At 71.1% G+C, this 11747-nt stretch carries 15 protein-coding genes (1 of these 15 running past the window's edge); 7 read left to right on the top strand and 8 right to left on the bottom strand.

The genetic code is table 11. The annotated features are described in order from the left end of the window. Window positions 1-447: the 5' portion of a DNA-3-methyladenine glycosylase gene (locus tag RKD23_RS29560; protein ID WP_424856461.1), read on the bottom strand. Its footprint begins 204 nt before the window's first position; 447 of the gene's 651 nt are visible here — the first part of the coding sequence; it begins with the start codon at window positions 445-447; its stop codon lies off the left edge, out of view. Window positions 448-545: 98 nt separating this feature from the next. Here RKD23_RS29560 and RKD23_RS29555 point away from each other — a divergent pair, with 98 nt between their 5' ends. The 3 genes from RKD23_RS29555 (at window position 546) to RKD23_RS29545 (ending at window position 2561) form a co-directional block, all read left to right on the top strand. Further along, window positions 546-1328, top strand: coding sequence for a sporulation protein (locus tag RKD23_RS29555; protein WP_424856460.1), 783 nt, complete (start codon window positions 546-548; stop codon window positions 1326-1328). 40 nt (window positions 1329-1368) lie between these two features. Beyond that, entirely contained in the window at window positions 1369-1908 is a 540-nt protein-coding gene (locus RKD23_RS29550) for a YbhB/YbcL family Raf kinase inhibitor-like protein (protein ID WP_424856459.1), read from the top strand. Between the two features lie 146 nt (window positions 1909-2054). Beyond that, window positions 2055-2561: an HNH endonuclease gene (locus RKD23_RS29545; protein ID WP_424856458.1), complete on the top strand. Its 507-nt coding sequence runs from the start codon at window positions 2055-2057 to the stop codon at window positions 2559-2561. A gap of 87 nt (window positions 2562-2648) precedes the next feature. On the opposite strand, the gene RKD23_RS29540 is transcribed toward RKD23_RS29545, so the two are convergent. From RKD23_RS29540 to RKD23_RS29530, 3 genes are all read right to left on the bottom strand, one after another. Then, complete coding sequence (locus tag RKD23_RS29540; protein WP_404033757.1) at window positions 2649-3578, bottom strand: SPFH domain-containing protein; 930 nt, start codon at window positions 3576-3578, stop codon at window positions 2649-2651. Between the two features lie 140 nt (window positions 3579-3718). Further along, window positions 3719-4150, bottom strand: a complete 432-nt coding sequence (locus RKD23_RS29535) for an NfeD family protein (protein WP_424856457.1) — start codon at window positions 4148-4150, stop codon at window positions 3719-3721. Between the two features lie 72 nt (window positions 4151-4222). Further along, window positions 4223-5020, bottom strand: coding sequence for an ABC transporter ATP-binding protein (locus RKD23_RS29530; protein WP_424856456.1), 798 nt, complete (start codon window positions 5018-5020; stop codon window positions 4223-4225). 162 nt (window positions 5021-5182) lie between these two features. On the opposite strand from RKD23_RS29530, the gene RKD23_RS29525 reads away from it, so the two are divergent. Next, window positions 5183-5971, top strand: a complete 789-nt coding sequence (locus tag RKD23_RS29525; protein WP_424856455.1) for a hypothetical protein — start codon at window positions 5183-5185, stop codon at window positions 5969-5971. 186 nt (window positions 5972-6157) lie between these two features. On the opposite strand, the gene RKD23_RS29520 is transcribed toward RKD23_RS29525, so the two are convergent. From RKD23_RS29520 to RKD23_RS29505, 4 genes are all read right to left on the bottom strand, one after another. Continuing rightward, window positions 6158-6397 (bottom strand): chaplin, encoded by a 240-nt coding sequence (locus RKD23_RS29520; protein WP_424856454.1) that lies wholly within the window; start codon window positions 6395-6397, stop codon window positions 6158-6160. A gap of 144 nt (window positions 6398-6541) precedes the next feature. Then, window positions 6542-6784, bottom strand: a complete 243-nt coding sequence (gene chpE / locus RKD23_RS29515; RefSeq protein ID WP_404036302.1) for a chaplin ChpE — start codon at window positions 6782-6784, stop codon at window positions 6542-6544. Window positions 6785-6910: 126 nt separating this feature from the next. Next, window positions 6911-7552: a response regulator gene (locus RKD23_RS29510; RefSeq protein ID WP_424856453.1), complete on the bottom strand. Its 642-nt coding sequence runs from the start codon at window positions 7550-7552 to the stop codon at window positions 6911-6913. Further along, window positions 7545-8690 (bottom strand): GAF domain-containing sensor histidine kinase, encoded by a 1146-nt coding sequence (locus RKD23_RS29505; protein WP_424856452.1) that lies wholly within the window; start codon window positions 8688-8690, stop codon window positions 7545-7547. The genes RKD23_RS29510 and RKD23_RS29505 overlap by 8 nt, the downstream gene beginning before the upstream one ends. Before the next feature lie 186 nt (window positions 8691-8876). Between RKD23_RS29505 and RKD23_RS29500 the strand changes: the two genes are divergently transcribed. From RKD23_RS29500 to RKD23_RS29490, 3 genes are all read left to right on the top strand, one after another. Next, window positions 8877-9575 carry an SDR family NAD(P)-dependent oxidoreductase gene (locus RKD23_RS29500; protein ID WP_424856451.1) on the top strand — a complete coding sequence of 233 codons (699 nt, stop codon included), beginning with the start codon at window positions 8877-8879 and terminating at the stop codon, window positions 9573-9575. Beyond that, a complete protein-coding gene (locus RKD23_RS29495) occupies window positions 9572-10651 on the top strand; it encodes an S-adenosylmethionine:tRNA ribosyltransferase-isomerase (RefSeq protein ID WP_424856450.1) in 1080 nt (359 codons plus the stop codon). The genes RKD23_RS29500 and RKD23_RS29495 overlap by 4 nt, the downstream gene beginning before the upstream one ends. 325 nt (window positions 10652-10976) lie before the next feature. After that, window positions 10977-11738, top strand: coding sequence for a transglycosylase SLT domain-containing protein (locus tag RKD23_RS29490; protein ID WP_424856449.1), 762 nt, complete (start codon window positions 10977-10979; stop codon window positions 11736-11738). Window positions 11739-11747 lie beyond the last annotated feature (9 nt).

Raw genomic sequence — 11747 nt, 5'->3', positions numbered from 1 at the left:
GCCGTCGAGGGTGCGGTCGATGTCCAGGGCCGTGGCGAGGCGGGCGGGGCCTTTGGCCAGTTCCTTGTCGTTGCGGGCCGAGAGTCGACGGGTCCGGGCCAGTTCGGCGCCCTCGACGATCTCTCCCGCGCGGAGCAGGACGGCGCTCGCCCTGCCCTCGGGGCCGCAGACGAGGTTCATGCAGTGCCACATGCCGTAGGTGAAGTAGACGTACACATGTCCGGGCGGTCCGAACATCACCGCGTTGCGGGGGGTACGCCCGCGGTAGGCGTGGGAGCCCGGGTCGTCCTGGCCGTCGTAGGCCTCGACCTCGGTCAGGCGGAGGGCGATCGGACCGTCCGGGGTGCGGCGCACGAGGATGCGGCCGAGGAGGTCGGGGGCCACGTCGAGAACGGGGCGGTCGAAGAAGTCTCGGGGCAGGGGCGTACGGTCGGGGCTCGCGATCACGCCGTCCGAGAGTAGTGCAGGCGGAACCGGCCACGGCCGGATCGCGTTTCTAGGGGACAAGGGTCCGGGACAAGGGTCCACTCGTCACAAGGAGAGTCATGGGGTTCAAGAAGCTGCTCGCGAGCCTGGGTGCCGGCGGTGCGTCGGTGGAGACGGTGCTGACCGAGGTCAACGTCGTGCCGGGCGGTGTCGTCCAGGGCGAGGTGCGCATCCAGGGCGGCAACGTCAGCCAGCAGATCGAGGGGCTGTCCGTCGGGCTCCAGGCGCAGGTCGAGGTCGAGGGCCAGGACCAGGAGTACAAGCAGAACATCGAGTTCACCAAGCAGCAGCTGGGCGGTGCCTTCGAGCTTCAGGCGGGTGCCGTGCACGCGGTGCCGTTCGGGCTGGAGATCCCGTGGGAGACGCCGGTCACCACGATCGACGGTCAGACGCTGCGCGGGATGCACATCGGTGTGACGACCGAGCTGGCGATCGCGCGTGCGGTGGACTCCGGCGACCTGGACCCGATCAACGTGCATCCGCTGCCGGCGCAGAAGGCGATCCTGGACGCGTTCATCCAGCTGGGCTTCCGGTTCAAGAGCGCCGACATGGAGCGCGGCCACATCCGCGGGACGCGGCAGACGCTGCCGTTCTACCAGGAGATCGAGTTCTTCCCGCCGCAGCAGTACCGCGGGCTGAACCAGGTGGAGCTGAGCTTCGTCGCCGACGCTCAGGCCATGGACGTGGTGCTGGAGATGGACAAGAAGCCGGGTCTGTTCGGCGAGGGCAGCGACACGTTCCGCTCGTTCCAGGTCGGTCTGAACGACTATCAGGGGACCGACTGGGCGGCGTACCTCAACCAGTGGCTGTCCGAGGTCGGCAGCAAGCGCAACTGGTTCTAGGCTCGGTTCCGACTGCAGGAACCGATCAGGAGGTACCGAGGTGACCGAGCTCAAGCGGCGGCCGCTCCCCCATGACTTCCATCCGCCCGTGCCGTCGTTCACGGTCACGAGCGAGGACGTCCAGGAGGGGGCGACGCTCAAGGAGGCTCAGGTCTACGCGGCCGGCAACACCTCGCCGCAGCTGCGGTGGGAGGGCTTCCCGCCGGAGACCAAGAGCTTCGCCGTCACGTGCTTCGACCCGGACGCGCCCACGGGCAGCGGGTTCTGGCACTGGAGTGTCTTCGACATCCCGGCCTCCGTGACGGAGCTGCCGGCGGGTGCGGGCACCGGCAAGTTCGACGGGCTGCCGGAGGGCGCCGTACAGGTGCGCAACGACTACGGGTCGAAGGACTTCGGCGGTGCCGCGCCGCCGCCCGGGGACGGGCCGCACCGGTATGTGTTCACGGTGTACGCCGTGGACCAGGAGAAGCTCGGTCCGGACTCGGACACCTCGCCCGCCGCCGTCGGCTTCAACCTGCGGTTCCACACGCTCGCGCGTGCCCAGCTCGTCGGTGAGTACGAGGTGCCCGCCGAAGACTGACGTTCATGGAACGTTTGCCCGCCCCCGGTCATGGAATTGATCGGGGGCGGGCACTTTTTATTGCGTTGTCCATCTCGGCGTGCCCGGCCAGAGTTGATCGCAGCCCGCCAGGGGGGTGGGCCGCTGCGCACGGGAGGTGGGCTGGTATGCGGGACACGCTGGTGCTGAACGCGAGCTTCGAGCCGCTGTCGACGGTGACGTTGAACCGAGCCGTCGTTCTGGTGCTCCAGGACAAGGCCGTGGTCGAGCAGTCCCACCCCGAGCTGCGGATGCGAGGAGCCGAGGTCGACATACCGGCGCCGCGGGTGATCAGGCTGTGCAGGTACGTACGGGTGCCCTTCCGAAGACAAGCTCCGTGGTCTCGGCGGGGTGTGCTGGTCAGGGACCGGCACCGGTGCGCGTACTGCGGGCGCAGGGCGACGACCGTGGACCACGTCGTGCCTCGGGCTCAGGGGGGCCGGGACACCTGGCTGAACACGGTGGCCTCCTGCGCGGAGGACAATCACCGCAAGGCGGACCGGACTCCCGAGCAGGCGGGTATGCCTCTGCTGCGGGAGCCGTTCGAGCCGAGCCCTCAGGATGCGATGCTGCTGGCTCTGGGGGCGGAGGAGTTTGCCGCGCTGCCTGATTGGCTCACCGTGGACGCTGCCTGATCGTCTCGCCGTTGGGCTGACTGTTTGTCCCCGGCATTCCGTCCGTTGTGGCTTGTCGCGCAGTTCCCCGCGCCCCTCAAAGGCACGTCAGTCGATGCTGGGCTTCTCCGTGCGCTCCGTGCCGTTGCCCGAACTCGGCTTCGGGGCGCCGAAGTTGCCCATGGCGCCGGAGAGGCCCTTGAGGGCGTCGCCGATCTCGCTGGGGACGATCCAGAGCTTGTTGGCGTCGCCCTCGGCGATCTTGGGGAGCATCTGGAGGTACTGGTAGCTGAGGAGCTTCTGGTCGGGGTCGCCGGCGTGGATGGCCTCGAAGACCGTGCGGACGGCCTGGGCCTCGCCTTCCGCGCGGAGCGCCGCTGCCTTGGCCTCACCTTCGGCGCGCAGGATCTGGGACTGCTTCTCACCCTCGGCGCGCAGGATCTCGGACTGGCGGACACCTTCGGCCTGGAGGATGGCGGCGCGCTTGTCGCGGTCGGCGCGCATCTGCTTCTCCATCGAGTCCTGGATGGAGGTGGGCGGCTCGATGGCCTTCAGTTCGACGCGGTTGACGCGGATGCCCCACTTGCCGGTGGCCTCGTCGAGGACACCGCGCAGGGCGGCGTTGATCTCCTCGCGGGAGGTCAGGGTGCGCTCCAGGTCCATGCCGCCGATGATGTTGCGGAGCGTGGTGACCGTGAGCTGCTCGATGGCCTGGATGTAGCTGGCGACCTCGTACGTCGCGGCCCGCGCGTCGGTCACCTGGTAGTAGATGACGGTGTCGATGTTGACGACCAGGTTGTCCTGGGTGATCACCGGCTGGGGCGGGAACGGCACGACCTGTTCGCGCAGGTCGATGCGGTTGCGGATGGTGTCGATGAACGGGACGACGATGTTGAGGCCCGCGTTCAGGGTGCGTGTGTAGCGGCCGAAGCGCTCGACGATGGCGGCGCTGGCCTGTGGGATGACTTGGATCGTCTTGATCAGGGCGATGAAGACCAACACCACCAGAATGACCAGGACGATGATGATCGGTTCCATCGTCGTTCCCCGTACCCTTCTCGCCTCGGCGCTTTCGGCAGATCTTATGTTTGTCGAAGATCTTGCTGGTCGAGTCTGACAGACCGTCGCGTACCCCGGGGGGTGTTCGGTTCAGTTGCGCCATACCTTGGCTGACAAGATCACATGACGATCGCCGTGGCTCCCTCGATGTCCACCACATCGACCGCGTCGCCCACGTCGTAGCTGCGGTCGGTGTCCAGGGCGCGGGCCGACCAGACCTCGCCCGCGAGCTTGATACGGCCGCCGGAGCCGTCGACCCGTTCCAGGACGACGGCCTGTCTGCCCTTCAACGCCTCCACGCCGGTGACGAGTTGGGGGCGCTGGGTGCGGTGCCGGGTCGCGATGGGCCGTACGACGGCGATGAGGGCGACAGAGACGGCGAGGAAGACGAGGACCTGGAGGACCACGCCGCCGCCGAAGCCGGCCACGACCGCCGCGGCGACGGCGCCCACCGCGAGCATGCCGAACTCCGGCATCGCGGTGACCACGAGCGGGATTCCGAGCGCGGCCGCGCCGACGAGCCACCACACCCATGCGTCGATGTCGTTCACAGGGTCATGGTAGGTCCGTGCTCCGGCCGCCGACAGGGCGTGAACGGGTCCGCGCGACGGGGCGGTTGGCGATCAGGAGAGCGGCAGGCCCTGGGCGGTCCAGCGGTCGCCGACCTGCTCGACGACGAGCGGGAGGCCGAAGCAGAGGGAGAGGTTGCGGGAGGTGAGCTCCAGCTCCAGCGGACCGGCGGCGAGGACCTTGCCCTGGCGGATCATCAGGACGTGGGTGAAGCCGGGGGCGATCTCCTCGACGTGGTGCGTGACCATGATCATGGAAGGGGCGATCGGGTCGCGGGCGAGCCGGCCGAGGCGGCGGACGAGGTCCTCGCGGCCGCCGAGGTCGAGGCCGGCGGCGGGCTCGTCGAGGAGGAGCAGCTCGGGGTCGGTCATCAGGGCGCGGGCGATGAGGGTGCGCTTGCGCTCGCCCTCGGAGAGGGTGCCGAACTTCCGCTCCAGGTAGTCGCTCATGCCGAGGCGGTCGAGGAAGGCGCGGGCGCGCTGCTCGTCGACCTCGTCGTAGTCCTCCTGCCACGTGGCGGTCATGCCGTACGCGGCGGTCAGGACGGTCTCCAGGACGGTCTGGCGCTTGGGGAGCTTGTCGGCCATGGCGATGCCCGCCATGCCGATGCGGGGGCGCAGTTCGAAGACGTCGGTGCCGGGCTTGCCGAGGGTCTCGCCGAGGATGGTGGCGGTGCCCTTGCTGGGGTAGAGGTAGCTCGAGGCGACGTTGAGGAGGGTGGTCTTGCCGGCGCCGTTGGGGCCCAGGATGACCCAGCGCTCGCCCTCCTTGACCGACCAGGAGACCTGGTCCACCAGAGCCCGGCCCTCACGGACCACGGATACGTCCTGAAGCTCCAGAACATCGCTCATGAGCGCGTTGTCTCCCCTTGCAGTGTGGCCGGTCTCGGCTGTCGCGTACGCCTGTGGCTCGTAGCGCCGCGCCGGTGGGCGCAGCCCTCGAAGAAATCTACGCCACTGGTCGGGCGGGCCGTTCCATCGGTCCCGTGCTTGGGCGTTCCTTAGGGTGGAGGCATGCTTTCGGAACCGCGCTCTGGTCGCCTTGCCGCTTGGGGAAATGCCCTTCTTGCCGGTCTTGTCTCGCCTGATGACGCCGTGTCGGCGATCGTCGGGGAGGACGCCGTGCACCGGGTGGAGGGGCTGCCGGGTGAGTCGGCGCCCGTGGGTCTGACGCTCGCGCTGGGGCGTCTGCGGGCGCTGGGGGTGGCCGGGCTGCGGGTGGCGCTGCCCGCGCCGGGGCATCCGCTGGGGCTGAGCGGGCCGCCGGAGTTCAACGCGCGGGCGCTGGAGGCGGAGGAGGCCGTCGTCTGTCACGGGGCCGCGCTGGGGCTCGTACCGGAGGTGTACGAGGCCGGGCCCGAGGGTGATGTGCATGTCGAGGTGGTCTGGCACTGCCTTGCCGTACGGGAGGCGCCGCCGGCCGATGTGCCGTCGCTGGGCGAGGCGGAGCGGGAGCTGGCGGAGGCGCTGCGGGAGGCGACCGAGGTGCTGACGCGGCTGGATGTGGCGGCGTCGGGGCCGGTGGCCGAGGCGGCGCTGGGCGCGTACCGGGCGCGGGCGGAGCGGGGGCGGGAGGTGCTGGCGCCGGGGTATCCGCCCCGGGCTGTGCGCGTCCTGGAGCTGGCTCAGCGGGTGGGGCTGTTGGTCTCGCTCGCCTACGACCACGGGCACGGGGGTGCGGTGAGCGCTTCGGAGATGGCGGCGCGGGGGGCCGCGCTGCGGCCGGTGGAGCGGACGGCTCGGCGGGCGCAGGTGTCGGCGTACAACGCGTATGTGGAGGAGCGGGAGCGCGGCATTCGGTGAGACCTGGCTGCGCATGCTCGCGGCTCGGCGGGCAGTGCCCCAAGGGGCGCGGGGAACTGCGCGACCGGCCACCCACGGCCCGCAGCCGGACCACGACCCGTAGCCCCACGGCGCGAGACCGTCGTGGCAACGGAGCGGCCCCTCACATCGCCCTGGATGTGAGGGGCCGCTCTTCCGCCGCAGGCGTCAGTCGTTGACGCCCGTGTTGCCGAATGCCGGGTTGAGGGCGGCGATGCCGTTGACCGTGTTGCCGACCACGTTGACGGGGATGTGGATGGGCACCTGGACGAGGTTGCCCGAGGCGACGCCCGGCGACTTCACGGCCGCGCCCTCGGCATGGCTGGACGCGACAGCGGCACCGGCGGACGCGCCCGCGGCGACACCGGCGACGGCGACGGCCACAGCGGCCTTCTTGGCGATGTTCATGGGAAGGGTTCCTCCTGCGTGTACGAATCCGACCCGGCCGCGGGTCGTACGCTGATCAACGCCGGGTCCGGCGTGAACGGCACGGAACGCCCTCATGAACTGCCCGTTCGGATCATTGAACGGACAAGCTGATCGCGGTGCGGCTCAGTGGTTCACGCCCAGGTTGCCGAACGCCGGGTTCAGCACACCGATCACGTTCACGCTGTTGCCCACGGCGTTCACCGGGATGTGCACCGGGGCCTGGACGAGGTTGCCCGAGAGGACGCCCGGAGAGTGCTCGGCCTTGCCGTGGGCGTGCGCCTCGGTGGCGGAGGCCATCCCGGCTCCGGCGGCCACCAGACCGCCGGCCACCATCGTCACGGCCGCTGCCTTCTTCAGGTTCTTCACTGTTCTCAAGCCCTCCCTTGCGGTTGCCGCGGCGGTCGCCGCAACACGCACTGGAGAACGCCGGAGATCCACGGAGGATGCGCCATCCGGGTGACATTCCCACGACGGTATGAATCTCAGCCTGGATCAACCGGCCATTCCATGGCGTACCGCCCAGAGCGCGGCCTGGGTGCGGTCCGCCAGGTCGAGCTTCATCAGGATGTTCGAGACGTGGGTCTTGACCGTCTTCTCGGACAGCACGAGCGCCCTGGCGATCTCGCGGTTGGAGCGGCCGTCCGCTATCAGGCCGAGCACCTCGCGCTCCCGCTCGGTGAGCGAGCCGCCTCGGCCCTGGCCGGGCCCCGTCTCCTCCTGGGACAGCAGAGCGCCGGCGACCTCGGGCTGGAGCAGGATGTGGCCGGCGTTGACGGAGCGGATGGCGCCGGCGAGGGCGTCGGGGTCGACGTCCTTGTAGACGTATCCGGCGGCGCCCGCGCGCAGGGCCGGGACGACGGTGCGCTGCTCGGTGAAGCTGGTGACGATCAGCACGCGCGCGGGGTTGTCCAGCGCGCGGAGTCTGCGCAGGGCCTCGACGCCGTCCATGCCGGGCATCTTCACGTCCATGAGGACGACGTCGGGGCGCAGTTCCTCGGCGCGGGCGACGCCCTCCGCGCCGTCGGCGGCCTCGCCGACGACCTCGATGTCGTCCTGCACCTCCAGGAACGTTCTCAGTCCCCGGCGGACGACCTGGTGGTCGTCGACGAGCAGCACCTTGATTGCGTCAGCCACCGGGGACCTCCATCTCGACCGTGGTGCCCTTTCCGGGCGCCGATTCCACTGTGAGGCGTCCGCCGACGCCGCTCGCGCGGTCCCGCATGGAGACCAGGCCCAGATGGCGTCCCGCCCGCCGGACCGTACGGGGTTCGAAGCCGCTGCCGTCGTCCGTGACGCGCAGGACCGCGCCGCTGCCCTGTCGGTCGAGGCTGACGTCGACATGCTCGGCGCCGGAGTGCCGCAGCGCGTTGTGCAGGGCCTCCTGGGCCACGCGCAGCAGCGCCTCCTCCTGGGCGGCGGGCAGGGCGCGTACGCCGTGGCTCGCGAAGGTCACGCGCGCGGTGTGGGCGCGGTCGAGGACGTGGGTCTGGTCGCGCAGGGTGGCGACGAGGCCGTCCTCGTCGAGTGCGGCGGGGCGCAGCTCGACGACCGCGGCGCGCAGTTCGTCGGCGGCCTCGGCGGCGAGGGCGGCGACCTGCTGGAGCTCGCCCTTCGCGCGGGCGGGGTCGCGGTCGACGAGGGCGGCGGCGGCCTGGGCGGTCAGGCGCAGGGAGAACAGCTTCTGGCTGACGGCGTCGTGCAGCTCGTGGGCGAGGCGGGAGCGCTCCTCGGCGATGGTCAGCTCGCGGCTGCGCTCGTACAGGCGGGCGTTGGTCAGGGCGATCGCCGCGTGCTGGGCGAGGATGCCGAGCAAATCCTCGTCCTCCGCGGTGAAGCCGCAGCCGCCCTCGGGCTTCCCGCAGTTCTTGTTGGCGAGGAACAGCGCCCCGATGATCTCGTCGCCGTCGCGGATGGGCAGGCCGAGGAAGTCGGACAGGTCGGGGTGCGCGGAGGGCCAGCCCTCGAAGCGGGGGTCCTTGCGGACGTCGGCGAGGCGCTGCGGTGTGGCCTCGTGGAGCATCGAGGCGAGGATGCCGTGCTGGCGGGGCAGGGGGCCGATGGCCTTCCACTGGGCGTCGCTGACGCCGTCGACGACGAACTGGGCGAAGCCGCCGTGGTCGTCGGGCACGCCGAGCGCGGCGTACTGCGCGTCGAGCAGCTCACGGGCGGAGGCGACGATCGTCTTGAGGACGTCGCGCACCTCCAGGTGCCTGCTCATGGCCAGCAGCGCGGAGCTGACCGCGGCGAGGCCGGACCGATGACCTTGACTCATGTCCTCACGGTACCGGCGGGGTGTGACAGCGAGGATCCGACCTGTGACGGCCCTCGCCTAGGGCGCCGGTCCTAGGGCGAAGGGCCCCGCTTCCTTGCGTCCCGCGTCCGAGGTGGCGCGGCGGGCCCCGTTCCTACGTTGGGACCAGCGCCGGTCGGCGGCGTACGGGACGAGGGAGACGGTGTCATGGCGGTGGCGATCATCACGGGGGCGTCGAGGGGGCTGGGCCGGGCACTCGCCGGCGTGCTGGCCGCACGGGGCTGGGACCTGGTCCTGGACGGGCGGGACGCGGGTCGGCTGAAGGAGGCCGCGGACACGCTGTCGATCCACGGCACGCGCGTGTCGGCCCTGGCCGGGGACGTCACGGACGCCCGGCACCGCGCCGAGCTGGTGGCGGCGGCCTGGCGGCTGGGCGGTGTCGATCTGCTGGTCAACAACGCGGGGATCCTCGGTGTGGAGCCGCTGGTGCCGCTGGAGGAGCATCCGCTGGAGGCGTTCCGGGCCGTGCTGGAGACGAACGTGGTGGCCCCGCTGGGCCTCGTACAGGAGGCTCTGCCGCTGCTGCGGCAGGCGGCGGCCGGGGCGGTGCTGAACGTCAGCTCGGACGCGGCGGTGGAGGCGTACCGGACCTGGGGCGGGTACGGGGCGACGAAGGCGGCCCTGGACCAGCTGTCGGCGGTGCTGGCGGTGGAGGAGTCCGGGCTGCGGGTGTGGTGGGTGGACCCGGGCAGCATGCGCACGGACATGCTGGCCGCGGCCGAGCCGGATGAGGACCTGTCGGGGACGCCGGAGCCGCAGGACGTGGCGCCGGTGCTGCTGAGGCTGCTGGACGAGCGTCCGCCGAGCGGGCGGTACAGCGCGCCGGCGCTGCTGGCTTCGCGGTGAGCCTGGCGCTGCGCGTTCCGGCGGAGCTGTCCGCGCGGGTGCCGGCCGAGCAGCGGGGGCCGGGGCTGGACCGGGACGACGTACGGCTGCTGGTGTCGCGGGGGTGTGCGGTGTCGCACCATGCGTTCGCCGAGTTGCCGCGGCTGCTGCGGGCGGGGGATCTGCTGGTGGTGAACACCTCGCCGACGCTGGCGGCGGCGGTGGACGGGTGGATCGGGCACACGCGTGTGGTGGTGCATTTCTCCACGCACGGGGACGACGGGCGCTGGGCGGTCGAGCTGCGGGAGCCGGACGGGCGGGGCGCCACGCGTGCGCGTGCCGGAGGGCCGGCGGGGGCGGTCGTAGGGCTGGCCGGGGGCGGGCGGCTGGTGCTGGAGGGGCCGCTGAGCGGGCGCGGGGAGCGGCTGTGGTGGGCGCGTCCCTCCGATCCGGACGTCGTGGGGCTGCTGCGTCGGCACGGGAGGCCGATCCGCTACTCCTACACGGAGCGGGATCAGCCGCTGTCCGTCTATCAGACGGTGTTCGCGCTGCCGTCGCCCGACGGGGCCGGGAGCGCGGAGATGCCGAGTGCGGCGCGGCCCTTCACGGCGCGGCTGGTGGCGGAGCTGGTGAGCCGTGGGGTGCAGTTCGCGCCGGTGACGCTGCACACGGGGGTGGCGTCCGCGGAGGTGCACGAGCCGCCGTATCCGGAGCGGTTCTCGGTGCCGGAGGCATCGGCGCGGCTGATCAACGCCGTGCGGGCGGGGGACGGACTGGTCGTGGCCGTGGGGACGACGGCGGTGCGGGCCGTGGAGTCGGCGGCGGGTCCCGACGGGGTGGTGCGGGCGGCCGGGGGGTGGACGGATCTGGTGGTCACGCCGGAGCGCGGCGTACGCGTGGTGGACGGTCTGCTGACCGGGCTGCACGAGCCGGAGGCCTCGCATCTGCTGATGCTGGAGGCGGTGGCGGGACGGGCCTCGGTCGGCCGCGCGTATGAGGAGGCGCTGCGTGAGCGCTACCTCTGGCACGAGTTCGGGGACGTGCATCTCCTCCTGCGGGAGGAGGCCGCTCACGCTGGGCGTTGCAGCGGCAACTGAGGGTGAGACGGGGGTGGCGACGGTGTGAGCCCGCGCATAGGGCGCAGGTCACGTACGAAGGCGCGTAGGAGACGCGGTCACCCGCCCGAGCGGGACAGACGGCCCGGTCTGTCCCGTTTTGCCATTCCCTGATCCACTATCGGGGATCGTACGTCACACCTTTGCCTGGGATTTTTGCGGCCGCTAACAATGGCTCACGTCGCTCAGCGCCGCGGGTCTCCGCCCGCGGCGTTCGTGTGGGAAGCACCCGCGCCCCGCCGGACGAAGAGGTTCCCCCGCCGGACGAAGAGCGACCTCCGCGCTATTCGAAGAGGTCCATCCCGCCATGCCCAAGAACACCCAGAACCCCGGTCGTAGTCGCACGCTGACCAAGACCCACAAGCTCGCGCTCGCCGGTGTCGCCACCCTCGGCGCCGCAGCGCTCGCGTTCTCCGTGATCCCCGCGGGCGGCGAGACCACCACGGACGAGGCCGCCGCCGCGGCTCCCGTGGCCTACGGCTCGCAGAAGGTCACCGACGTCAAGGCGACCCTGACCGACCAGCTCGCCGCCGCGAGCGTGAAGGTCGAGGCCATCGAGGCCCAGCACAAGGCCGCCGAGACCGCTGCCGCCAAGGCGAAGGCCGAGGCCGCGGCGAAGAAGAAGGCCGTGGCCGAGGCCAAGGCGAAGGCCGCCGCCGAGAAGGCCGCCAAGGAGCGTGCCGCGAAGAAGGCCGCGAGCCGGTCCGCCGCGCGTCCGAAGGTGCAGCCGGTCGCCGCGAAGACCTACGCGAACAACCTGGACGGCTGGATCCGCCACGCCCTGGACATCATGCACGACAAGGGCATCCCGGGTACCTACAACGGCCTGTACCGCAACATCATCCGGGAGTCCTCGGGCAACCCGAACGCGATCAACAACTGGGACATCAACGCCCAGAACGGCGTCCCGTCGATCGGTCTGCTCCAGATCATCAAGCCGACCTTCGACGCGTACCACGTCCCGGGCACGGCCTGGAGCCAGTACGACCCGGTCGCCAACCTGACCGCCGCGGCGAACTACGCGGCCGACCGCTACGGCTCGATCGACAATGTGAACAGCGCGTACTGAGGCCGGCGC

Source organism: Streptomyces sp. SAI-170, from assembly GCF_049739565.1.
GTDB lineage: Bacteria > Actinomycetota > Actinomycetes > Streptomycetales > Streptomycetaceae > Streptomyces.
This window is presented reverse-complemented; position numbering and strand designations above follow the sequence as displayed.

Excerpts from the sequence above, each read along its gene's own strand:
- RKD23_RS29555 (WP_424856460.1), top strand. The coding sequence starts at position 546 with ATGGGGTTCAAGAAGCTGCTCGCGAGCCTGGGTGCCGGCGGTGCGTCG.
- RKD23_RS29520 (WP_424856454.1), bottom strand. The coding sequence starts at position 6,397 with ATGAACATCGCCAAGAAGGCCGCTGTGGCCGTCGCCGTCGCCGGTGTC.
- RKD23_RS29540 (WP_404033757.1), bottom strand. The coding sequence starts at position 3,578 with ATGGAACCGATCATCATCGTCCTGGTCATTCTGGTGGTGTTGGTCTTC.
- RKD23_RS29500 (WP_424856451.1), top strand. The coding sequence starts at position 8,877 with ATGGCGGTGGCGATCATCACGGGGGCGTCGAGGGGGCTGGGCCGGGCA.
- RKD23_RS29525 (WP_424856455.1), top strand. The coding sequence starts at position 5,183 with ATGCTTTCGGAACCGCGCTCTGGTCGCCTTGCCGCTTGGGGAAATGCC.
- RKD23_RS29530 (WP_424856456.1), bottom strand. The coding sequence starts at position 5,020 with ATGAGCGATGTTCTGGAGCTTCAGGACGTATCCGTGGTCCGTGAGGGC.
- RKD23_RS29545 (WP_424856458.1), top strand. The coding sequence starts at position 2,055 with ATGCGGGACACGCTGGTGCTGAACGCGAGCTTCGAGCCGCTGTCGACG.
- RKD23_RS29490 (WP_424856449.1), top strand. The coding sequence starts at position 10,977 with ATGCCCAAGAACACCCAGAACCCCGGTCGTAGTCGCACGCTGACCAAG.
- RKD23_RS29505 (WP_424856452.1), bottom strand. The coding sequence starts at position 8,690 with ATGAGTCAAGGTCATCGGTCCGGCCTCGCCGCGGTCAGCTCCGCGCTG.